Annotated in this window: 18 protein-coding genes, 2 tRNA genes and 1 pseudogene; 10 read left to right on the top strand and 11 right to left on the bottom strand. The window is 64.3% G+C overall.

The annotated features are described in order from the left end of the window. Window positions 1-183: 183 nt before the first annotated feature. The 6 genes from NOF55_RS10595 to NOF55_RS10570 form a co-directional block, all read right to left on the bottom strand. Complete coding sequence (locus tag NOF55_RS10595) at window positions 184-3,027, bottom strand: valine--tRNA ligase (protein ID WP_306411339.1); 2,844 nt, start codon at window positions 3,025-3,027, stop codon at window positions 184-186. A gap of 148 nt (window positions 3,028-3,175) precedes the next feature. Next, on the bottom strand, window positions 3,176-4,111 hold the full coding sequence (locus tag NOF55_RS10590; RefSeq protein WP_306411338.1) for a PopZ family protein: 936 nt from the start codon (window positions 4,109-4,111) through the stop codon (window positions 3,176-3,178). A 303-nt stretch (window positions 4,112-4,414) separates the two neighbouring features. Beyond that, the gene (locus NOF55_RS10585) at window positions 4,415-5,086 is read right to left on the bottom strand and encodes a protein-L-isoaspartate O-methyltransferase family protein (RefSeq protein WP_306411337.1); all 672 of its coding nucleotides are present in this window, start codon (window positions 5,084-5,086) and stop codon (window positions 4,415-4,417) included. 48 nt (window positions 5,087-5,134) lie between these two features. After that, entirely contained in the window at window positions 5,135-5,344 is a 210-nt protein-coding gene (locus NOF55_RS10580; RefSeq protein ID WP_306411336.1) for a hypothetical protein, read from the bottom strand. Then, window positions 5,311-5,384: transfer RNA gene (locus tag NOF55_RS10575), tRNA-Cys, on the bottom strand. The genes NOF55_RS10580 and NOF55_RS10575 overlap by 34 nt, the downstream gene beginning before the upstream one ends. Window positions 5,385-5,538: 154 nt before the next feature. Then, window positions 5,539-5,817 (bottom strand): hypothetical protein, encoded by a 279-nt coding sequence (locus tag NOF55_RS10570; RefSeq protein WP_306411335.1) that lies wholly within the window; start codon window positions 5,815-5,817, stop codon window positions 5,539-5,541. 157 nt (window positions 5,818-5,974) lie between these two features. Between NOF55_RS10570 and NOF55_RS10565 the strand changes: the two genes are divergently transcribed. Beyond that, a tRNA-Asn gene (locus tag NOF55_RS10565) sits at window positions 5,975-6,049 on the top strand. A gap of 78 nt (window positions 6,050-6,127) precedes the next feature. On the opposite strand, the pseudogene NOF55_RS10560 reads toward NOF55_RS10565, so the two are convergent. Further along, window positions 6,128-6,882: pseudogene (locus NOF55_RS10560) on the bottom strand (IS5 family transposase). Between the two features lie 220 nt (window positions 6,883-7,102). Between NOF55_RS10560 and NOF55_RS10555 the strand changes: the two are divergent. The 7 genes from NOF55_RS10555 to NOF55_RS10525 all read left to right on the top strand — a co-directional run bounded on the left by NOF55_RS10555 (window position 7,103) and on the right by NOF55_RS10525 (window position 13,825). Beyond that, window positions 7,103-8,566, top strand: coding sequence for a cryptochrome/photolyase family protein (locus NOF55_RS10555; protein WP_306411334.1), 1,464 nt, complete (start codon window positions 7,103-7,105; stop codon window positions 8,564-8,566). 108 nt (window positions 8,567-8,674) lie between these two features. Next, the gene (locus NOF55_RS10550) at window positions 8,675-9,712 is read left to right on the top strand and encodes a cysteine synthase A (RefSeq protein WP_306411333.1); all 1,038 of its coding nucleotides are present in this window, start codon (window positions 8,675-8,677) and stop codon (window positions 9,710-9,712) included. 7 nt (window positions 9,713-9,719) lie between these two features. Next, entirely contained in the window at window positions 9,720-10,451 is a 732-nt protein-coding gene (locus tag NOF55_RS10545; RefSeq protein WP_306411332.1) for an alanyl-tRNA editing protein, read from the top strand. 31 nt (window positions 10,452-10,482) lie between these two features. Next, the gene (sseA, locus tag NOF55_RS10540; RefSeq protein ID WP_306411331.1) at window positions 10,483-11,913 is read left to right on the top strand and encodes a 3-mercaptopyruvate sulfurtransferase; all 1,431 of its coding nucleotides are present in this window, start codon (window positions 10,483-10,485) and stop codon (window positions 11,911-11,913) included. Window positions 11,914-12,028: 115 nt separating this feature from the next. After that, window positions 12,029-12,580, top strand: coding sequence for an OmpA family protein (locus NOF55_RS10535; protein WP_306411330.1), 552 nt, complete (start codon window positions 12,029-12,031; stop codon window positions 12,578-12,580). A gap of 74 nt (window positions 12,581-12,654) precedes the next feature. Then, entirely contained in the window at window positions 12,655-13,125 is a 471-nt protein-coding gene (locus tag NOF55_RS10530) for a DUF1203 domain-containing protein (RefSeq protein ID WP_306411329.1), read from the top strand. Between the two features lie 148 nt (window positions 13,126-13,273). Continuing rightward, entirely contained in the window at window positions 13,274-13,825 is a 552-nt protein-coding gene (locus NOF55_RS10525) for a hypothetical protein (protein ID WP_306411328.1), read from the top strand. 56 nt (window positions 13,826-13,881) lie between these two features. On the opposite strand, the gene folB is transcribed toward NOF55_RS10525, so the two are convergent. Together folB and folP are read right to left on the bottom strand one after the other, a co-directional pair. Next, entirely contained in the window at window positions 13,882-14,250 is a 369-nt protein-coding gene (gene folB, locus NOF55_RS10520) for a dihydroneopterin aldolase (protein ID WP_306411327.1), read from the bottom strand. A 10-nt stretch (window positions 14,251-14,260) separates the two neighbouring features. Next, on the bottom strand, window positions 14,261-15,139 hold the full coding sequence (gene folP / locus NOF55_RS10515; protein WP_442342030.1) for a dihydropteroate synthase: 879 nt from the start codon (window positions 15,137-15,139) through the stop codon (window positions 14,261-14,263). Window positions 15,140-15,228: 89 nt separating this feature from the next. On the opposite strand from folP, the gene NOF55_RS10510 reads away from it, so the two are divergent. Continuing rightward, window positions 15,229-15,849, top strand: a complete 621-nt coding sequence (locus NOF55_RS10510) for a DUF922 domain-containing Zn-dependent protease (RefSeq protein ID WP_306411326.1) — start codon at window positions 15,229-15,231, stop codon at window positions 15,847-15,849. A gap of 46 nt (window positions 15,850-15,895) precedes the next feature. Here the strand turns inward: NOF55_RS10510 and NOF55_RS10505 are convergent, their stop codons facing one another. Beyond that, the gene (locus NOF55_RS10505; RefSeq protein ID WP_306411325.1) at window positions 15,896-16,216 is read right to left on the bottom strand and encodes a 2Fe-2S iron-sulfur cluster-binding protein; all 321 of its coding nucleotides are present in this window, start codon (window positions 16,214-16,216) and stop codon (window positions 15,896-15,898) included. Between the two features lie 173 nt (window positions 16,217-16,389). Continuing rightward, entirely contained in the window at window positions 16,390-16,758 is a 369-nt protein-coding gene (locus NOF55_RS10500) for an Hpt domain-containing protein (RefSeq protein WP_306411324.1), read from the bottom strand. A gap of 492 nt (window positions 16,759-17,250) precedes the next feature. On the opposite strand from NOF55_RS10500, the gene NOF55_RS10495 reads away from it, so the two are divergent. Then, on the top strand, window positions 17,251-23,364 hold the full coding sequence (locus NOF55_RS10495) for an apolipoprotein A-IV repeat region-like domain-containing protein (protein ID WP_442342029.1): 6,114 nt from the start codon (window positions 17,251-17,253) through the stop codon (window positions 23,362-23,364). Window positions 23,365-23,436 lie beyond the last annotated feature (72 nt).

Raw genomic sequence — 23,436 nt, 5'->3', positions numbered from 1 at the left:
ACAAAATCCGGCCACGCGGTCAGCGCTGTGACTCTTGTGTAAAACTGTTGCTGAATCGTCACAAAGTCCCCCGCCCCGGATTTTTGTCGGAAACATGCTTTCCGAAACGTCACCGCCCCACGAAACGGAAAAGGCGGGGATCATCACCCCGCCTTTTGCCTGACAACCTCTGCCGAATCCGGCTCAACCCGCCTCGCTGACCCGTTCCAGGGCGGTCTTCAGGCTGGCGCGCTGGATTTCCAGATCGTCGAAACGCTCGCGGTCGGCAGCAACCACTTCCGGATCGGCATTGGCGATGAACTTCTCGTTGCCGAGCTTCTTCGCCAGCCGGTCCTTTTCCTGCTCCACCTTGACGATCGCCTTTTCGAGACGGGCCTTTTCCGCGGCGACGTCGATCAGGTTGCCGAGCGGCAGGCAGGCCGTGGCCTCGCCGACGACGATCTGCGCAGCCCCCTTCGGAGCCGTTTCGGCGGGTGCGATGCCCTCGACACGCGCCAGGCGGCCGATGGCCGCGCCGTGGCGCGCCAGCCGCTCCAGCGTCACGGCGCTCGCCGCCACCACGACGAGCGGCGCGGTCGCCGCCGGCGGCACGTTCATTTCGGCGCGGGCGGAGCGAATGCCGGAGACGAGATCGACCAGCCAGTTGATTTCATCGGCTGCCGCGGCATCCGCGAAATCCGCGCCCGGCCATGCCGTATGGCAAAGCAGGTTTTCTCGCGGCAGACCTTCCGCTGCGGTATGCGCCCAAAGTTCCTCCGTCATGAACGGCATGAAGGGATGCAGAAGCTTGTAGGTCTCGTCCAGAACATAGGCGGCGCAATCCTGCGCTTCCTTCTTGGCCGCCACGTCCTCGCCGTTGAAGACCGGCTTCAGCAGTTCGAGATACCAGTCGCAGACCTGGTTCCAGACGAAACGATAGAGCGCGCCGGCCGCGTCGTTGAACCGGTGGCCCTCGATGGCGTCCGTCACCGCCGTCACGGTGCGCGACAGCTCGGTCAGGATCCAGCGGTTGATCGTCAGCGTCACCGCCTCGGGAACGAAGCGCGGATTGTGCCTGGCGCCGTTCATCTCGGCAAAGCGCGTCGCGTTCCACAGCTTGGTGCCGAAATTGCGGTAGCCGGCGATGCGGGCGGGATCCAGCTTCACGTCACGGCCCTGCGCCGCCATGATCGCCAGCGTGAAACGCAACGCGTCCGCGCCGTACTCGTCGATCAGTTCCAGCGGGTCGATGACGTTGCCCTTCGACTTCGACATCTTCTGGCCGTTCTTGTCGCGAACCAGCGCATGAACATAGACCGTGCCGAACGGCTCGACCGGATTGCCGTCCTCGTCCTTCATGAAGTGCAGGCCCATCATCATCATCCGGGCGACCCAGAAGAAGATGATGTCGAAGCCGGTGACGAGAACCGTGGTCGGATAGTAGCGCGCCAGTTCCGGCGTCTCTTCCGGCCAGCCGAGCGTGGAGAAGGGCCACAGCGCCGAGGAGAACCAGGTGTCGAGAACGTCTTCGTCGCGCGTCAGGATTTCGCCCGGCGCGAAGTTCTCGAGCTTTTCCTGAACCCAGGCCTTCCACGGGCCTTCATGGGCGAGATAATGCTGGACGGCGGCGTCGAGCGCCTCTTCCTCGGTCTTTTCGACGAAGACCTGCCCGTCCGGACCGTACCAGGCCGGAATCTGGTGTCCCCACCAGAGCTGGCGGGAAATGCACCACGGCTGGATGTTCTCCATCCACTCGAAATAGGTCTTTTCCCAGTTCTTCGGCACGAATTTGGTGCGGCCCTCGCGAACCGAAGCAATCGCCGGCTCGGCAAGCGTCTTCGCATCGACATACCACTGTTCCGTCAGGCGCGGCTCGATCGGCACGCCGCCGCGGTCGCCATGCGGAACCATGTGCTTGTGCGGCTCGATCCTGTCGAGCAGGCCTTCGGCTTCGAGGATTTCGACGATCTTCCTGCGGGCGACGAAACGGTCCTGCCCCTGAAGGCTTTCCCACACTTCCTGCTGCTCGCGGGTCGGCGTCAGGCCTTCGAGGAAATCGTCATTGTCGGTGATCGTCACCGTCGCATCGACGTTCAGGATGCTGATCATCCTCAGCCCCGTGCGCTTGCCGACCTCGAAGTCGTTGAAATCATGCGCCGGCGTCATCTTCACCGCGCCGGTGCCAGCCGTCGGGTCCGGATAGGTGTCGGCGACGATCGGGATGGTGCGGCCGACGATCGGCAGGACGACATGCTTGCCCACGATGTCCTTGTAGCGCTCGTCTTCGGGGTGAACCGCGACGCCGGTATCGCCCAGCATCGTCTCGGGACGGGTGGTGGCGACGACCAGATAGTCGCGCTCTTCCCACTCGGTCGGCTTGCCCTCCTCGTCGAAGGCGACCGGATGCCTGTAGGTGACGCCCTCTTCCAGCGGATAACGCAGGTGCCAGAGATTGCCGTTCACCTCGACCTGCTCGACTTCCAGATCGGAAATCGCGGTCAGAAGCTTCGGGTCCCAGTTCACAAGGCGCTTGTCCTTGTAGATCAGGTCTTCCTTGTAGAGCGAGACGAAGACTTCGAGCACGGCGGCGGACAGGCCCTCGTCCATTGTGAACCGCTCGCGCGACCAGTCGCAGGAGGCGCCCAGACGCTTCAACTGGTTGAAGATCGTGCCGCCGGATTCAGCCTTCCATTCCCAGACCTTCTCGACGAAGGCCTCGCGGCCCATCTCGCGGCGGCCGGGAAGCTGCTGTTCCATCAGCTTGCGCTCGACGACCATCTGGGTGGCGATGCCGGCATGGTCCATGCCCGGCTGCCACAGCACGTCCTTGCCGCGCATGCGCTCGAAGCGAACCATGATGTCCTGCAACGTGTTGTTGAGCGCATGGCCCATATGCAGCGAACCCGTCACGTTCGGCGGCGGAATCACGATGCAGAAGCTTTCCGCACCGGGCGCGGCATTCGCACCCGCGCGGAAGGCGTCGGCCTCGTCCCATGCCTTGGCGATTTTCGGTTCGACGGTGGTGCAGTCGTAGGTCTTTTCGAGCATTTTCGGACCTGAATAGGATTTGAAGATGCCGGTTTGTAAACCGGATGGCGGAGGCCGAGTCAATAAAAAAGCCGCCCCGTTGCCCGGAGCGGCCCAAAGGCGAATTGTCGCGAAGACGCCGGAAACCGACCGGTCCCGGCGACCTAGGTCAGCGGCGGGGACCGCGCGCCACGCGCTCGATCTCCTCGCGCACCAGCCGCTCGACCAGCGTCGGCAGGTTGTCGTCCAGCCATTCGCGCAGCATCGGGCGCAAAAGCTCTTCGGCAATCTCGTCGAGCGAACGGCGCTGCGCGCCGTCGACGGCTTCCGCAAGCTCGTCGAAAGACCGCGCGACCAGCGCTCCGGTCTCGCTGGACAAAAGTGACAGCGCCGCCGATTCGGCCACGGGCGCGTCGTCGGCAACAGCCTGCCCGCCATCCTGCCCGGGTGCGGCGAAAGTCAGGTCCGGCCCGTGCGTATCGGCCTCGGCCTCGGCCTCGTAGCCCGACACCGCCGTGTCGGCCGCCGCAACGGTCTCGCCCTCGAAGGACGACAGGTTCGGCACGACGGACTGCGACGGATCCGGCGCGTGAAGAGGCGCCGCCGCGCGCAGCGGCAGATCCTCGACGGTAGAGCGCGGGATCGCAGGCTCGGGCGCCGCGGCCGGTTCCGTCGACGTCCGGGCCGGCGCCCCCTGACCGGCAACCGGGTGAAGCAGCGAAGGCTGCGGGAACAGCGACGATTCCTCGCGCTGCGGCACTGCCGGTGCCGGGCGGTCGGCGGCGGCGCGGACGCGGGCGGCGATATCGGCCAGCGACTGCGGCTTCTCTGCGGGAGCCGCCGGAGCTTCGCGCTCCGCGCGCGGCGGAACCGCCGTATTGGCTGCTCTCAACGGCATGCCCGCGCTGTCGGCAACGACGGGATGCGACGCATCGGCAAAATCCGCGCCGGCCTGATCTTCCTCAGTGTAGTCGAATCCGGAGACCGGTTCGTCGCCCGCCTGCCCGGAAAGCAGTGCCCCGGGCTCGTTGCTTTCGATAATCCGGCGGATGGAGGCCAGAATTTCTTCCATCGACGGTTCACGCGCTACACTTGGCTGAGCCATTTCAATCCCCGTTTGCCGAGAGCATTTCCGGTGAAAAACGGGATCACCTTCAACGCTCCATCTCTTTGGTCTTCCGCCAAACCGGTTCCCGCTATGGCCGGAACGGCTCCAGACACAACGAAGCGATTCCCGGTCGGAAGCCGATTCGGAACCGATCCTAGGCGATGAGCGGCGGTAACGGAATCTCAACCTTTGACAATTCGTGCCGCATGCACAGCTTTGTTGCCCTTGTATTCGACGGACAACGCAAAAGGCCGGGCATCGCCTGCCCGGCCTTCGTTAAACGGCGTTTGTCCCTGCGTTTCAGAATACGAATTCGGCAGCCTTGCGGAAGCCCGGCAGAACCTTGATGGCGGCGTTGAAGTAGCGCACCGTCGAATAATGGGTGCCTTCGCGGCTGATGACCGTCGCCCGCGCCGCATGGCCGTTGCCGGTAACGGCGACCAGACGTCCGCCGTCGCGAAGCTGCGACAACAGCGCTTCCGGCACTTCCTCGGCAGCACCGTTCAGGAAAATCAGGTCGTAGGGCGCTTCCGACGGATAGCCCTGCGGCAAGACGCCGGTCACGACGGCAACATTGTCATAGCCAAGCGCCGAAAGCGTCTGCGCCGAGGATGCGGCCAGAACCTCGTCGCTTTCCAGCGCCACGACCGAACCGGCCAGGAGGGACAGAACCGCGGCCACATAGCCTTCGGCAGAGCCGACTTCCAGCACAACGTCCGTCTTGCGGATATCGGCAAGCTGGATCAGCTTGGCGAGCGGCGACGGCTCCATGATATAGCGGGGCTCGGTCCCGGGAACGGCCTGCGTGATCGGCATGTCCTCGTCGACATAGGCAAACGGCTTCAAGGCATCGGGAAGGAAAGCCTCGCGCGGCACCGTCAGAAATGCCGAGAGAACAGTATGGGACGTCACGTCCGTCGTCCTAAGCTGGCTGTCCACCATATGTACGCGTGCGGCTTCATAATCTGTCATGTCGTGTCGCCCCAATCTCGAAAGCCGTGTTGCCTTTTCCATCGTGTCTTAATCGCGCGCGGGCGCGCTTTCAAGGCTGGTGCGCAACGCGGCGTAAAAAACCGCAACGGGTGTCAGGCACCCGTCGCGCAAATCCACGCGAAACGGCCATGCCTGCATTTCTCCCAGGCGCTTGCCCTTGCGGGAAACAGCTTTAAAAAGCAACGATAAGATATTGAAAATATTGGAGGCCTCGCCCGGAATTGAACCGGGGTACAAGGATTTGCAGTCCTCTGCGTAACCACTCCGCCACGAGGCCCCTCGTTCGCGAATTTCGCTGTGGTGGCGCGGAATTAGACCGAAACCTCCGACGATGCAAGAGGGGTCGGTTCGAAATATTGCCCTTTTCCGCGCCGGACCGTCGGTTCGGACGAAGCGCCGCCCGAACATCCGATCCCCGCGAAAATTCGGCGTCACGCCTTCTCGCTGCGTCTGCGGCTCCACCACACGGCGACTCTTCGCCGTGCCCGGCGCACCATTGGCAGGTCGTGCGACAAGACGATCAGGCCAACCGGAAACATCCAGAAGCCGACGACCGGGAGAAAGCCGAGCAGGCCGCCGACGACCAGCCCGCCACCCATCGCCACGCGGGCGTTGCGGCTGCGCGGCACCGGCAGTGCTACTCTCCCCAATTCCAGACGTCCCGTCTCGACATTGACGCGATAACGGCCTTTCACCTTGGCTTCCGGCACTTTCTCTCCTCACAACGATCAATCGTTTCGTTTACAGGAGATGGGGGTTGGGGAAAAATAAAACAAGAACCCATTTTTTTGAAGAAAGTGCTTGGCAAATCGCAGAAGCGTTTGTAGAAGGCCACCCAACGCCGCGGCCAATACGGTTCGCCGGCATTCCCTGGTAGCTCAGCGGTAGAGCACTCGACTGTTAATCGATAGGTCGTCGGTTCGAATCCGACCCGGGGAGCCAGTTTTCAAGACGCCTTCACAGTCAATGCGAAGGCGTCTTTTCTGATTCAGCCCTTCTCTCCCTAGGATGAGGACTCATTCAAATCCAATCCGTTATTGCTGAAACGAGAGCAACAGCGGACAAGTAATTTACTGCCAAGCGATCGTATCGGGTTGCAATGCGTCGCCAGTTTTTGAGCCTGCAAAAGAGGCGCTCGATGACGTTTCTGCGGCGATAAGCTTTTCGATCGAGGGGATATGGTGTCCTTCGTGCCGCCGATGAGGGGATGACGGCTTTGATATTTGCTTTCGCGAGCCATCCGCGCAAGCTGTCGGCATCGTAAGCCTTGTCTGCGATCAGCCGTTTGGTGGGGCGGGCAACGTCGAGCAGCGGAATTGCCATCTTGATGTCGGCAACATTACCCGGCGTCAGGGCAAGCGCGACCGGTCTGCCGCGATCATCGGCCAGACAATGGATTTTGCTTGTTCTTCCGCCACGTGACGTGCCAATCGCTTGCGCCCAGGCCCCCCTTTTGAGCTTTGGGCGGAACGATGGGCCTTGATGTGCGTGCTGTCGATAGAAAGCTCCTGTGGAACAGGGCCACGTGCCGCCATCTTCTCGAAAATACGGTGCCAGATCCGGCGCTGCGACCAGCGATGATAGCGGTTGTAGATCGTCTTTGCGGGGCCGTATTCAGGTGGAACGTCACGCCAGCGACATCCAACCTTCAACACATGGAGGATACCGGAAATGACGCGACGATCATCGACACGTCGAGCACCCGGCTGGTTCTTCGGCAGATGCGGCTGTATGGCCACCCACGCCTCATCCGAAAGCCAGAACAAATCGCTCATCATGAGCCTCCCTGCTTCGAAACTCAAAGAAGGAGTGAAACAGATAATAAAGACAACAATTTGATCAGGTCCTAACCCTAACCGTCGAATTCCCCGCATTCGGGCTACAGCGGCGCCACCGAACCGGAAAAACGGTTTTAAAATGCCTTCCCCGTGAACCACGAGGCGGCTTTCGCCGTTATAGGTCTCGACCGCATCGAATTCATTCCGGGGATTTACCGTGACATCCGCCCGTCCCGTCATCGTCTGGCTACGCAAGGATCTGCGCCTTGACGACAATGCCGCCCTCGCCGCAGCCGCGGAAACCGGCGCGCCGATCATCCCACTTTATATATACGAACCGGAAAGCGCCGGCACCGGCCCGCTCGGCGGCGCGCAGAAATGGTGGCTGCATCACTCGCTCGCGGCGTTCGGCGAAAGCCTCCGGCCCCTCGGTAGCCGCCTCGTCCTGAAAAGCGGCGGCGCAAGGACGGTGCTGGAAGAACTCATTCGCGAGACCTCAGCCGGCGCGGTGTTCTGGAACCGCCGCTACGATCCTCTGGGAATCGCGGTGGACACGCCGGTCAAGCAGGCGCTGAAGGCCGACGACATCGCGGTGAAGAGTTTTCCCGGCCAGATCCTGCACGAACCGACGCGATTGCTGACGGGTGGCGGCAAGCCGTTTCGCGTCTATACACCCTTCTGGAACGCGCTGGACCGCGCGGGCGACCCGCTGCCGCCCGCCGACGCCCCGCGCCGCCTGCACGCACCTGATGGCTGGCCACAATCGGAACGGCTGGACGACTGGAATCTCCTGCCGGTAAAGCCGGACTGGGCATCGGGTTTCGGCGAAATATTCACCCCCGGCGAAGCCGAGGCACATCGCCGGCTCGACGCATTCCTGTCGGACAGGCTCGAATACTACGATTCGGAGCGCGATTTCCCGGCAAAGGACGCCACGTCGCTTCTGTCGCCGCATCTGGCGATGGGTGAAATCTCGCCGGCCCGCATCTGGCATGCGACGAAGGGGCTCGGCGGCCGGGCCGGCCACGACAATCTCGTCCGCTTCCGCAAGGAACTGGCCTGGCGCGACTTCTGCTATCACCTGCTCTATCATTTCCCCGACCTGCCGACCCGCAACTGGAACAACCGCTTCGACGCCTTCGACTGGCATTTCGACGCGGCACGGTTCGCGAAATGGACGAAGGGTCTGACGGGCTATCCGATCGTCGACGCCGGCATGCGCCAGCTCTGGCGGCACGGCACCATGCACAACCGGGTGCGCATGATCGCCGCCTCCTTCCTCGTCAAGGACCTGCTGATCGACTGGCGTCACGGAGAACGCTGGTTCCGCGATACGCTGGTCGATGCAGACCCGGCCTCGAACGCCGCGAACTGGCAATGGGTCGCCGGCTCCGGCGCCGATGCCTCGCCGTGGTTCCGCATCTTCAATCCCGTTCTCCAGGGCGAGAAATTCGACCCGAAGGGCGATTACGTTCGCGAATTCGTACCCGAACTGGCAAAACTGGACGACAAATACATCCATCGTCCGTTCGAGGCGCCCGCCGACGTCCTGTCACGCGCCGGCATCGTGCCGGGCGAGGCCTATCCGCAGCCACTCGTGGATCACGCGGACGCGCGCCGGAAGGCGCTGGCGGCCTACGCAGCCACCGGCCAGACCGGCCCCGCCACCGGATCGGATTAACTTTGCCCTGATTTGCGGATAGCGGAAATATAATTTCTTGTTCATAAAGGGATCTCGGCAGAATAAATGCCTCACAATTCCATGTCCTCCGCAGGAAAGGCATTCTCGATGACGGTGCATGAAACGGTTCTGAGCGCAATCGGCAACACGCCTCTGATCCGCCTCAAGGGGGCATCCGTGCTGACCGGCTGCGACATCTACGGCAAGGCCGAGTTTCTCAATCCCGGCCAGTCGGTCAAGGATCGCGCCGCGCTCTACATCATCCGGGACGCCGAAAAGCGCGGCCTCTTGAAACCTGGCGGCGTGATCGTCGAAGGCACGGCGGGCAACACGGGAATCGGGCTGGCACTGGTCGGGGCCGCGCTCGGCTATCGCACCGTCATCGTCATTCCCGAAACGCAGGCCCAGGAAAAGAAGGACGCCCTGAAGCTTCTGGGCGCCGAACTGGTCGAGGTGCCCGCGGTTCCCTACAAGAACCCGAACAACTACGTGCGCCTTTCCGGCCGCCTGGCGGAACAGCTTGCAAAGACCGAGCCGAACGGCGCGATCTGGGCGAACCAGTTCGACAACGTCGCCAACCGGCAGGCGCATATCGAAACCACCGCACCGGAAATCTGGCGCGATCTGGACGGCAAGGTCGACGGCTTCGTCGCGGCCGTCGGCTCCGGCGGCACGCTGGCCGGCACGGCCATCGGCCTCAAGAGCTTCAACGAGAACGTGAAGATCGCGCTTGCCGATCCGGAAGGCGCCGCCCTCTTCGACTATTACACCAAGGGCGAGTTGACCGCTCCGGGCTCCTCCATCACCGAAGGCATCGGACAGGGCCGCATCACGGCCAATCTCGAAGGCTTCACGCCGGATTTCTCCTATCGCATTCCCGATGCGGAAGCCCTGCCGATCATCTTCGACCTCGTGGAAAAGGAGGGCCTGTGCCTCGGCGGCTCCACGGGCATCAATATCGCCGGCGCCATCCGGCTGGCCGCGGACCTCGGCCCCGGACACACCATCGTGACCATCCTTTGCGATTACGGCAACCGCTACCAGTCAAAGCTGTTCAACCCCGAATTTCTTCGGGCCAAGGGCTTGCCTGAGCCGGGCTGGTTGACGCACAAAAGGGAAATAGAAATTCCGTTCGAAACCGTTTGAGAATGCCATGCCCGTCGATACGCTCTACCGTCAGGACTTCACGCTCCTTACAAGCGAAGCGACGGTGACGGCGGTCAACGACGACGGGACCTTCGAACTCGACCGGACCTGCTTCTATGCCGCCTCCGGCGGCCAGCCGGGCGATACCGGTCATGTCGAGCGCGCCGACGGCAGCCGCATCGGCCTCGACGCCACGCGCCACGGCGCCGGCAAGGACATCGTTCTCCACGTTCCGTCGCCGGGCGAGCCTCTGCCGGCGGTGGGCGAACGGCTGGTCCTGCATGTCGACGGCACCCGCCGGGCTAAACTGTCCAGAATGCACACCGCCTGCCACCTGCTTTCGGTCGTCTGCTCCTTTCCGATCACCGGCGCGGCTGTCGGCGAAGACGAATCGCGCGTCGATTTCGACATGAGCGAGACCGTCGACAGGAACGCCGTGACGGCAGAACTGATGAAGCTCGTCGAGGCGGATCATCCCGTCTACGTCCGATGGATCACAGACGAGGAGCTTGTCGCCAATCCGGGCCTCGTCAAGTCCAAGAGCGTCCGGCCTCCGGTCGGCTTCGGCAAGGTCAGCCTCGTCTGCATCGGCAAGGATGCCGCCGTCGACAGCCAGCCCTGCGGCGGCACGCATGTCTCCTCCACCGGAGAGATCGGGCCGATCCATATCGCCAAAATCGAAAAGAAAGGCCGGGAGAACCGTCGTTTCCGCATCCGCTTCGGTGCGGCCGAAAACTGAACGGGTCCCACGGCCAAAAGGGAGAGATACCATGAGCACCGGCAAGAGCCGCTTCGTCGTTTCCGCCGACTGGGTGGAAAAGCAGCTTGGCGCACCCGAATTCAGGATCGTCGATGCGTCCTGGTACCTTCCCTCGCACAACCGGAACGGCGCTGCGGAATACGCGGCCGGCCATATTCCGGGGGCGGTGTTCTTCGATCAGGACGTGATCGCCGACAAGTCGAGCGGTTTGCCGCACACCCTGCCGTCGCCGCAGGCCTTCGCCGAGGCGATGGGCAAGTTCGGCATCCGCGAGACCGACACGATCGTCGTCTATGACGGCATCGGCTTCTTCTCCGCGCCGCGCGTCTGGTGGATGCTGCGCACGATGGGCGCAAGCCGCGTTTACGTGCTGGACGGCGGCTTCGACGGCTGGAAGGCGGAAGGCCGCCCGGTCGAAACCGACCTGCCCGAGCCTGAACCCGTTACTTTCACGCCGAAATTCCGCAAGGAGCGCGTCACGACGCTGTCGGAAATGGCCGAGATCGTCGAGACCGGCTCCCGCCAGATCGCCGACGCCCGGCCGGCGGGACGCTTCACCGGCGCGGATGCGGAGCCGCGCGCCGGCATGCGCTCCGGCCACATGCCGGGCGCCCGCAACCTGCCCGCCGTGACGCTGTCCGAAAACGGCCGCTTCAAGGATCTTTCGACGCTGCGCAAGCAGGTCGAGGAAGCGGGCATCGATCTCGAAAAGCCGGTGGTCACGAGTTGCGGCTCCGGCGTGACCGCGGCTGTCATCGCGCTGGCGCTCGAATCGCTCGGCGTGGATGATTACAGCCTTTATGACGGCTCGTGGTCCGAATGGGGAAGCCTGCCCGAAACGGCCATCGTAACCGGCGAGGCCGATGCCGTAACGAAGCCGGACTATGCGCCGCTGAAGGCGCATGTGACGCTTCTGGAAATGACGGCTCCGCCCAAGGCCAGCCTTGCCGTGCCGGTCAACATCCAGACCGCTCTCATCCGCGCCACCAACATTCCGCTGCCCTTCTACCGCTTTCTATACACGCAGGTCGGCATGCGCTATCACTGGCACGAACGCCTGCGCATGAGCGATATCGAGCTGAAATCCGTCCTCGACGACCCGAAGACATCGGTAACGGTTCTGCACGTCAACGGCGCGCCGGCCGGCTATTTCGAGCTTTTCCAGAAGAGCGACGAGGTGGTGGAACTCGCCTATTTCGGCCTGTTCGAGCACGCGATCGGTCTCGGGGTCGGCAAGTGGTTCCTGCTTCAGGCCCTCTATGCCGCCTGGGCGCTCGATCCGCAGAAAGTGACCGTCTCGACGAACACGCTGGATCATCCCCGCGCGCTCCAGCTTTACCAGCGCTACGGTTTCGAGCCCTATCAGACCTACGAGACGCTGGTGGACCCGATCACCGACGCCGAACTCCTGGCGATCTTCAAGCGCGACCTGCGCGGCTGAGGCGGGCGCCGGACAGGTCCGCCCAAACCTGAACCGCCGCCAACCGGCGGTTCATCTTTCCTTCAGCCGGAATCCTCCAGGATGGGTTCGAACAAAAGAACCCAAGGAGGACACCATGAACCGCCGCGCTTTCCTGCTCGCTCTCGCCGCCACGGCGGCGGCCCCGGGCCTTGCGCTTGCCCAGCAGATGCCATCGGCAGATGCCATCATGCGCCGTCTCGAAGCGCCGTCCGGCCGCAACGTTGCGCCGCGCGACCGGGTGGACATCCGCGAGTTCAAGCGCCGGCCGGACCTGCGACGGATGGCGCCGTCGATCGATATCCAGTCGATCAACTTCGCCTTCGGCTCGGCAGACATTCCCCGCTCGGAATACGGCAAGATTCGTGAAATCGGCACGGCGCTCGAACGTATCCTGAGCCGCCGCCGCAGCGCGGTTTTCCTCATCGAGGGGCATACGGACGCCGTCGGCTCGGACGCCTCCAACCTCGCCCTGTCCGAAGCGCGCGCCGCGGCGATGAAACGGGTACTGGTCCGCGACTTCCGCATCCCGCCGCGCGCGCTCGATACCGTCGGCTACGGCGAGCGTTACCTGCTGGTCAACACACAGCGCGAGGAATGGCGCAACCGGCGCGTGACGATCCGCCGGATCGACGAATTCGTGCGCTGATCGCACATCGACGGAAATCGGGTGGCTTCTCTCCTTTCGGCGGCGCATCAAGGCGCTATCGAAAGGAGACTGCCATGACCGTTCATTTCACCGCCATCCCCTCCGGCCAGGCCGAAGCGTTTCGCGCCGGGCAAGCCGATGCCTATGGCAACGCGCCGGAGCGGCTGACCTCCCCCGGCGGCATGCCCTGCCGGCATTGCCTCGGCCTCATCGACGCCGGCGAACCGATGCCGGTTCTGGCCTACCGGCCGTTTCCGACCCTTCAGCCTTATGCCGAGACGGGGCCGATCTTCCTGCATGCAGCGGCCTGCCCGCGCTACGAAGCCGCCGAAATCCTGCCGCCGATGCTGAACAGCCCCGATTATATCGTCCGCGGCTATGGCCCTAACGACCGGATCGTCTACGGCACGGGCGCCGTCACGCCGACGACGCGCATCGCGGCCTATGCGGCGCAATTGCTGGCGCGCGACGACGTCGCCTATGTGCATGTGCGCTCGGCCCGCAACAATTGCTTCCAGTGCCGCATCGGGCGGCCGGGCGCCTAAAGCCCCTCCGGTGAACACGCCCGCGGGCCGGCCGGTAAAGAAAGGATTGCCGGACATGGTGAATCCGTTATCCTGCAATCAACCCCTCGTTAACCATTCGCAGGCTAGAGTGACGGTAACGAGATCGCTGCTTGTCAGGGAAAGTAACATGTATTCGCGCATCTTTTCGCTCGCCGGCGGTCACGCCGCCATCGCCGTCATGCTTGCCACGCTTTCCGGAACCGCAGCCGAAGCGGGTCCGCGCGACAAGGCCTTCTTCGATTCCGTTGCCGGAGAATGGAAGGGGCCGGGAGAAATCGTCGCCGGAAAATACAAGGGCACCAAGTTCAACTGCACGCTGAAGGGCGAGCCCGCCGAAGGCAAGGAAGCCGGCATCAAGCTGGACGGAACCTGCCGCGTCGGCGTCTTCACCCAGCCCATGTCCGCTTTCATTGCCGCCAAGGGCAACGGCTATACCGGCACGTTCCTCGACGGCGCGGCCGGCAAGGGCCTCGACATCGTGTCGGGCACCGTGGCCAACAACCGTGCCGTGATGGGTATCAGCCGCGCGCAGCTCAACGGCGCGCTCGTCGCCCGGGTCGACGACCAGAACTCGATGAATGTGACGATCTCCGTGAAGGTCGAGGACCGTATGGTTCCGGTGATCGGCATGACGCTCGGCCGCCAGCCCGACACGATGGCGGTCGGCTCGATCCGCTGACCGGAAAGCGCATCGCGCGACATAGCGTCGGCCTTTCGCCGGGCGCTGCGGACCGATCAGGCGGGATGATCGACCGTCACCTCGACATAATCGAGCACGCCGGGCACCGGCGCGGAAGGTTTACGCACCGTGATCGAGGCGCGGACCACATCGGGAAAGCGCTCGCACACGACGCGGCCTATGCGTCTTGCCAGGGCTTCGATCAGGTAGAAGCGCTCCCCTGTGACCACCGCCTCGATTACCTGAAACACCTCGCCGTAATGGACCGTTCCCGCGATATCGTCGCGATCGAGCGCATCGCGATCCGCAACGATCAGTTCGGCATCGACGAAAAAGCGCTGGCCGAGAACCTTCTCTTCGTCCATCACCCCGTGGCGGGCGAAGAAAGCGCAATTCTTCAGATAGATACGATATGTGCCACTCATGGCGCCCTCCTCATGACCGGACATTCAGGCTGCGGCGCGCGGCGAGAACGGCATCGGCAACCGCGAGCGCGTCCCGCGTCGCGGCGACGTTGTGGACCCGGAAGACGGCGGCACCCGCCATGCGCAGGATCACCGTCGTGGCCGCCGTGCCGCCGTCTCGCTCGCCGGGATCGTCGCGGCCGGTGAGCGCGCCCACGAACCGCTTGCGCGACGTGCCGGCCAGAAGCGGCAGGCCGAAACCGGCCAGTTCACCGAAACGGGCCATCAGTTCCACGTTTTCCCGCACATCCTTGGCAAATCCGAAACCGGGATCGAGAACGATCTGCTCCCGGCCGATTCCGGCCCCAGCCGCAATCTCCAGCGAACGGTCGAGAAACGCATGCTGGTCGGACACGACATCGGCAAGCGTCTCGCGGCCCCGGCCGGTGTGCATGATGCAGACGCCCGCTCCCGCAGCCGCGACGACACCGGCCATCGCCGCCTCCTTCTGCAAGCCGAACACGTCGTTGACGATATGCGCGCCGGCCTCGATTGCAAGACGGGCGGTCTCGGCGCGATAGGTATCGACCGAGATCAGAACCGGGCCTTCCTTCGCAAGGCGCTCGATCACCGGCAAGACGCGGTCCTGCTCCTCGGCCGCGCTCACCGGTGCCGCGCCGGGGCGGGTCGATTCACCGCCGATATCGACGATATCCGCCCCCTCGCCCACCAGTGCCAGCGCATGGACAAGGGCGGCATCCACCCGGTCAAAGCGGCCGCCGTCGGAAAAGGAGTCGGGCGTGACGTTGACGATCCCCATGATCCTGCCGCGGCCGGAAATGTCGAGCGAGCGGCCATGCGCCGTCCTCCAATGCGTCCCGTCGCTTTCAACCCTGCCATCGGTCGTCATGGTCGTGCCCCGTTTTCTTTGCCGCGCATATTGCACTTGGCTGGCCTATGCCCCAAGGTCGCGCCGAGTTCAACATGCGGACAGCCGGAATGATCCTTAACAGCCGATTGGCCACCCCACTCGTCCTGATACTGGCGCTGGCCGCCGGCGCCGGCGACGCGGCAGCCGAAACGGTCGTCAGCAAATCCATCCGGTATTATACCATTGGTGGGCGCACTTCGGCGGAAATCGACCGCGAACTGGCACGGCACGGCCCGATGACGAGAAGCACGGGCTCGCGCCATCCCGGCACGACCGAGATCCGTTTCGGCGGCGAGATTTCCTATGCCGAGGAAGGCGGCCGCTGTCGTGTCCGCGACGTGAAGGTGACGCTGAACACGAAGATAACCCTTCCCCGCTGGAGAAACCGCAACCGGGCAAACGGCGAAATGGCGCTTCTGTGGGACACGCTGGCCGCCGATATCAAGCGCCACGAGGAACGCCATGCAGAAATTGCCCGCAATTACGCCCGGACGCTGGAAAACCGCCTGAGCCGCCTGACCTCGACGCGCACCTGCGCGGAGCTGCAAAAGAAAGCGTCCGAAGTCACCGAAAGGACGAGCGCGGAGCATGACGCGGACCAGGCCCGTTTCGACCGGGTGGAGGCGCTGAATTTCGAAAAGCGACTGACGCGCCTGCTCAGGCACCGGGCCGCGCAACAGGAGCGGTGACGGGCGCGTCCCGGCGTGGCCCGGATCGCGCCCGAACGGTTTTGCGTCAGGCCTGCCGCTCCGGCACATGGACGACCAGGCCGTCGAGATCGGGCGAAATCTTGATCTGACAGGACAGGCGCGAGGTCGGGCGCAGATCCACCGCGAAATCCAGCATGTCCTCCTCCATCGGCTCGGGCTCACCCGTTTTCTCCGTCCAGGCCTCGTCAACATAGATATGACAGGTGGCACAGGCACAAGCACCGCCGCATTCGGCCTCGATCCCGGGAACCGAATTGCGCACCGCATTTTCCATCACGGTAGAGCCGTCGGTGGCATCGATATCGAAACGCTGGCCGTCAAAGGCGACGATCGTCAATTTTGTCATCTTTAAATTCCCGAGAAATGGCAGTTGCAGAAAAACCTTGCTCAAGGTTCATAGAGCAAATTCCGTTTGCGTGTGAAGCCTTTTCCCGCCCGTTTCATGCTCCGTTTTCGCACATGCAAAAAGGCGGCGCGCCTGGCACCGCCTTCTGAAATGTCCGACGATGAACCGGTCTGTCAGCGGCTCAGCTTGAGGATGAAGTTCTCGGCGTCGAGAACCGCCGCGGCAAGGTTCGCCTTGAGGGAAACGTCGGCGGGTTTTTCCTCGACCTCGCCCGCCAGCCTGGCGACCTCGAACGCGCCGACGGCACTTGCCGCACCCCTCAGGCGGTGGGCGGTGGCCTTCACGCCCTTCGTATCGGCATTGGCGAGTTCGCCGAGCGCGGTGCGCGCCTGCCTGGCGAAAAGGTGAAGCACGTCGGCCTCCAGGTTCTTGTCGCCGGCGGTCTGGGTGGCCAGATGGACAAGGTCGATCGGACGGCTTTTCGAGGGACGCGCAGTGCGCGAATTATCGGGGGCATCGAAGGCAATATTAAGCGCTGCCATTGTTCCGTGTTCCTGCGTTTGTCGTTTTTGCGCGATCTTCCGATGGAAAACCATCTCGGGCAGCGCTCTCCTATTCCGTTAAATTCCGGCGCAATGACGGCGAAAACCCTAAAAGATGGTTAATATCCACTAAATGTCGAATAGTGCTTGGCTTTTCGTCTAAACCGTTCCTAAAATTCTGTTAACAAAGGTTCCCGCGCACGGTGCCTGCCCTCGTGTCGATTGTGTCAGGGACCCTTCTGTGTCACTACGATACGACTGGGAAGATTTACGGAGGCAACAGGCCGGTCGGCCGGAATGGCGCATGATGGCGCTGTTGCACAGCGCCGGACGGCAAGCCACCTTCGAAGGAATGGCGGACATTCCCTGCTCTTTACAAAAAGTAGGGAATGGACGCGTAATCGGGACGGAAACCTCCGGGCGGGCGAATGCGGCATGCGCCCGGCGAGGATTTCCCGCTCGATGAGCGAGTTAGTGACGAGGCGTACGCGTATGGCAGACAGAAAATATGGCGATTCGGTAGATCACGCCGCTTACCAGGCACTTGAAGAAGCGTTGCGGATGGAAGTGACCGAGACGTCGGATCGTCCGCACGCCGTAAAAGCAGCCAGTGCCCCGGAGGCGAAAGTGTCAGACACATCGAAGCAGCGCGCAGCCGAAACGTCCCGCAACCGGGGCCGGGAGACGGAAAATGTGCGCTCCGCCGCCGAAAGCGCGGCGCGCAATCCCTCGCTCGAAGCCGCGAACGATGCCAGCCGGCGGACGCCGGCCGCCATCCTGCGCTCGCTCGAAACGGGCTCCATGCGCGCCGCCCTGCGAAACGCATCCGTCGTATCGGTCCTGTGGGCCATCGGCGGCGTTGGGCTCGCCCAGATCCTCTACGGTTCCGACATCTGGTCCGCCCCGTCCCTCGTCTCTGCTCTGGCCCAGCCGGGTCTGGTGGCCATTCTGGTCGGCATCATCGTGCCGGTCCTGCTGTTCTTCGCCTTCTCCATCATGATGGCCCGCGCCCACGACCTGCGCAACGCCGCCCGTTCGATGGCGGAAGTGGCCCTGCGCCTCTCCGAGCCGGAAACGATCGCCTCCGAGCGCATCATGACGGTCGGCCAGGCGGTGCGCCGCGAGGTCTCCGCCCTGAACGAGGGCATCGAGCGCACCATCGCCCGCGCCACGGAACTCGAAACGCTGGTTCATTCCGAAGTGAATGCGCTGGAACGCAGCTATGCGGACAACGAGCTGCGCGTTCGCAACCTCGTCCACGAACTGGGTTCGGAGCGCGAGGCCATCGTCAACCACGCCGAGCGCATCCGCTCCACCATCGTCGGTGCGAACGACCAGCTCAAGGAAGACCTGTCGCTGGCGACGGAAGAGATCGCCATCCGCCTGGCGACGTCCGGCGAAGCCTTCGCCTCGCTGATCGACACCCGCGCCGCAGCGCTGATGGAGCAGTCGACCACGGCTGCCGACGCATTCGGAACGGTGCTTTCCACCAAGACGGACACGCTGCTGCAAACGCTGACGGCGTCCGGCCTGGCGCTGACCACCGAGTTCGACGACCGGATGAGCGCGCTCACCGGCGTCCTGTCCACCCGGGGCGAAGAACTGCTGACGCAGTTCGAGACGCGCGCCTCGTCTCTGGACGCGAACACCGAAAAGCTGAACGCCGCGCTGAACGACCGCGCGCGCCAGCTCAACGAAACGCTGATCGCCCGCACCCGCGAGATCAGCGATGCGCTGACGGGCGGCAGCCAGTCCGTCTCCAGCACGCTGGAAACGACGCTGACCCAGCTCAACAAGGCGCTCGACGACAAAGCCACCGGCTTCCGCCAGACGCTGCAATCGGCCGCCGACGACGCGATCATGGATCTCGACCTGCGCTCCGGCTTCTTCGAGGAGCGCCTTCAGGGAACCATCGGCCAGCTTTCCACAACGTTTGACGAGCGCGTGGCCGAGTTCACCAGCGCCTTCGACAGGCGCGCCGGCTCTCTGGACACGAAACTGGCCGAGAGCCTCGCCCGCATCGACGAGACGCTTTCCGGCGGCTCGAGCGCCATCGACGGCATCCTGACCTCGTCCATCGATCGCCTGGGTTCGACGCTGACCGACCAGTCCTTCGCTTTCTCCGCGGCGCTCGGCACCGGCCAGGAACTGCTGGAATCGGCCATCGACAGCCGCTCGCGCGAATTCTCGGACGCCATCAACGCCCGGACCGAGGCGCTGGCGGACGCTTTCTCGACCGCGCACGAGAAGGTCGGCGCCGTCATGGACGAGCGTGGCGGCCATCTGCTCGGCGCGCTGGCGGAAAGCCATGTCCGCTTCGAGGAAAGCCTTTCCAGCCGCTCCGGCGCCATCGAGAACACCATCGCCTCCGGCCAGCAGCGTCTGGCCGACACGCTCGACGAGAAGGCCGCCGCCCTCGCCCGCACGCTGGCCGATGGCCGGGAACGTTTCGAAACCAGCATCGGTGAACGCAGCACGGCGCTTCTCGAAACCGCCGCGGAAGCCGAGCGCCGCGTCACCGCGGGCCAGCAGCGCCTGGCCGACACGCTCGACGAGAAGGCTGCCGCCTTCGCCCGCACGATGACCGACGGCCGGGAACGTTTCGAAACCAGCATCGGTGAACGCAGCACGGCGCTTCTCGAAACCGCCGCGGAAGCCGAGCGCCGCATCGACGCCACGCTTTCCGACAAGACCGTCGCGATCGAAACCGCCTTCGCCGAGAACCAGTCCAGGCTCGAGGCGGCGCTCGACCGCAGCGCGGAGAACCTGACGGGCGCCCTCGCCGGCAGCGGCGCGGAATTCGAGATTCTCGTCAGCGGCGGAGCGGAACGGATCGAAACCGCCCTTCAGGCCAGCACCGAGCAGATCGGCAACAGCCTGAACGACACGGCTTTCCAGCTCGAAACCGCGCTGTCCGTCGGACACAGCCTCATTTCGCAGACGCTTTCCGACAATGTCGAACGGATCGAACACGGCCTGACCAGTGCTCACGAGCGCATGCAGACCGCCTTCGACCAGCGCACGGGCCAGATCGAAAGCAACCTTCTGTCCACCGCGGCCCGCGTCGACGATGCGCTGGCCACCGGGCACGAGCGTCTGGAAACCACCCTGCAAGGCGCAACCGAACGTCTCGATACGACGCTCGGCTCGGGCCATGACCGCATCGCCGAAAAGCTGGACGACCGCACCGCGCGGATAGAAAGCAGCCTTCAGAACGCATCCGAGCGTCTGGGCGGCGTACTGGACGAGGGACACGAACGGGTGCGCGCGACGGTCGACGACCGGGCGGCCCTCATCCAGTCCGGCCTTCATTCGGCCACGGACAGGATCGGCACGGCGCTCGGCACCGGCCACGAACTCATCCGCAATTCGGTGGACGAGCGTGTGGGCGCAGTCGAAGCCGCGCTTAGCGCGAATGCCGAGCGCGTCGAGAAGGCGCTGGCCGACGGCCACGGCCGTCTGGAAGAAACCCTGTCCGGCAGCGCGGAACGCATTTCCTCGGCCCTGAAACAGGAGCAGCAGAACCTCGACGCCCTTCTGGCCGAACAGGCGACGTCGATCGGCACCACGCTGGCCACGAGCACGGGCATGCTCGAAATCATGCTTGAGGAGCGTGAGGACGCGCTGCGCCGGACGATCGATTCCAGCGCTACGACGCTCGACGAACGCCTGCGCAGCAGCGTCGACGAAATCGCCGACAAGATCGGCACCGCCGCGACGGAAATCGACCGTTCGACGGGCTTCCTCACCGAACGCGTGGAGAAGACGGTCGGCGGCATGTCGGAACGCCTGCAGGAAACCGGCAACCGGATCGAAGCCTCCATCGGCTCGCTGGAAACCCACCTTCGCGACGATCTCAAGGACGTCTCGACGCTGGTCGACGACACGAGCCGCAAGCTGTCGGACGCGCTGTCCGACAAGGTTCAGGAACTCGACCGGACCGGCACCGAGGTTTCCGAGCGGATTGCCACCGCGCTGGGCGAGAAGGTCAACGACCTGAACCTGACCGGCGGACTGCTGGCGGCCAGCATCACCCAGACGCTGGAAGACGGCACCTCGAAGATCGACGAACGCCTGTCGACGATGGACCGCGCCCTCAATGCCGGCCTCGACAATGTCAGCCGCACGATCGAGGGCAAGGCGGTGACGCTGGCCTCCACGCTGCGCGAAACCATCACGCAGGCCGCCCGCGAGATGGACGAGGAGGCGCAGCGTTCGGCCGAAGTATTGGGCCGCGCGACGACGGAATTCTCCGACCGCCTGGAGACCCGCAGCACCGACTTCATCAAGACGCTCGCCGACCGGGAGGCCGAACTGACCGGCCGGGTGGTGGAAACCCAGACGCGCCTTGGCGAAAAGGCCATCGAGATCACCCGCGAAGTGGTATCGGCAGGCGCATCGCTGGCCGCCCACGTCGACCAGGCAGAAGCCGCCGTGACGCGGCAGATCGCCGGCCTGTCCGACACGCTGTCCGAAGCGGGCCGCACGCTGGAAGAACGCGGGGAAACGTTGCGCAACGCCCTGAACGAGACCACCGGCGAAATCGCCTCGACGCTCGATCAGGTCGACAAGGCGCTCTCCGCCCGCGGCAACGCCATCCGTACCACGCTCGACGAGCGCACCCGCGAGCTCAACTCGATGCTGGCCGGACGCTCCAGCGAGTTGTCGCGCCTCATCGACGAGAAGGCCCGGCCGCTGGTCGAGGAATATGCCGAAACCGGCCGCGCCGCCGCCGAGCAGATCGCCACCGCAACGGCCGAAAGCACAGCGCGCCTGCGCAACGAGAATAGCGCGCTGATCGATGCCATCGCGGCCCGCACCAGCGAGACGCTGAATGCGATCACCACCCGCACGGAAAAGGCAGCCGACGTCCTCGGTTCGGTCGAGAATTCGCTGGCCGGCAGCGTCGACAGCCTCATCGACCGTCTTGCCGAAAGCAACGCCGCACTCGCTTCCGTCGTCGAGAAGACCACCCGCGAACTCTCCGAGGCGGATCGTCAACTCGGCGCGACGGGTTCCCGTTTCGAGGAAACTGCCAACCGCGCGACCGAAGCCCTGCAAACCTCCAGCCGGCTTGTGGGCGACGGCATCGACCGCCTCTCGCATGTGGCGGAGAACACGCTCTCGCGGATCAGCGGCATCGTCGGCAGCTTCGAAAACCATTCGAAGGTGCTCGGCCAGGCCTCCGATCTCCTCACCGCCGCCCAGTCCAATCTGGTCGGCACGCTGGAAGAGCGGCAGGATGCGCTGCGTTCGCTGTCGATCGGTCTGGTCAAGCGCTCGGAAGAGATCGAGAACACCATGCGCGGTCTCGGCGACATGGTCGAGAACGCCCTGGAACGGGCGGAAGGCCGCGCGGACCAGATGGCCGGCAACATGCGCGAGGGCATCCAGAACGCCTTCGCCGATATCGGCAAGGTCCTGTCGCACACCGAGCAGCGTGCCCAGGCAACTGCCGAAACCATGCGCTCGACCCTGCTCAGCGCCGGCGAGGAAACGACCCGCGCCGTCGAGGAAACCCTGTCGCTTGCCGAAAAGCGCTCCGGCGAGCTGGCCGGCAATCTGCGCGCGGGGCTTTCCTCCTCGCTTGCCGATGTCGACCGCCTCATGACCGAGGCCGGCAAGAAGTCGGATTCGACGGCGGAGCATCTGCGCCAGGCCCTGCGTCAGGCGGTGGAAGACGCCGTCGCCCGCTTCGGCGGCGCAACGGAGGAAATCCGCCGTTCGGCTCACGAAATCCGCCAGGAACTGGACCTCACCCGGAGCGAACTCAAACGCGGCGCCTTCGACCTGCCCGAAGAGGCCAAGGAAAACGCGGCCGCCATGCGCCGCGCCGTCAGCGAGCAGATCCGTGCCTTGCAGGATCTGTCCCAACTCGTCGGCAAATCGGCCCGCCAGTTCGAGGTTTCCGAACCCGCACCGCGTGCCGCCGCGGCACCGGCCGCAGCCGCCGCTCCCCGCCCGCAGGCGCCCCAGCAGCCGGCCGTTCAGCCGCGCCAGCCGGCCGCCGCTCCGCAGCCGCAGACCGCAACGCTCTCCGGCCTTCGCGGGACGCTGCCCGCGGAACGCCCGGCGGTTCCCGCTCCGTCCCGTCAGGCTCCCGCCCACCGCGATGAACAGGCCGGCAACAGCGGCTGGATCAGCGACCTGCTGCGCGGCGCCTCCCGCGAGGATACGGGCCGGGCTCCGCAGCAGGCCCAGCCGCAGGCGCCGCGCGCCGCGGAACCCGCGCAGGCCCGTCCGGACCAGCGCAACCCGCGCCACATGGTGGAGTCGCTGAACTCGCTGTCGGTGGATATCGCCCGCGCCATCGACCACGACATGTCGGTGGAGCTGTGGCGGCGCTACCAGCGCGGCGAACGCGATGTCTTCACCCGCCGCCTCTACACGCTGAAGGGCCAGCAGACCTTCGACGAAATCAAGCGCAAATACGAGCGCGAGCCGGAATTCCGCTCGGCCGTCGATCGCTACATCACCGATTTCGAGAAGCTGCTCGCCGATGTCGCACGCACGGACCGAGACCGGACGGCCACCCAGTCCTATCTGACGTCGGATACGGGCAAGGTCTATACGATGCTCGCCCACGCGGCCGGGCGCCTGAGCTGAAAGACGGCTTGATGAAAAGGTTTTCGAGGGTCGCCCGCAAGGCGGCCCTCGAACCGTTTACAAGCATGGCCG

Source organism: Ectorhizobium quercum (assembly GCF_026552795.1).
Taxonomy (GTDB): domain Bacteria; phylum Pseudomonadota; class Alphaproteobacteria; order Rhizobiales; family Rhizobiaceae; genus Ectorhizobium; species Ectorhizobium quercum.
Note: the sequence above shows the minus strand (reverse complement) of the source record. Positions and strands in the feature narration are given on the sequence as shown.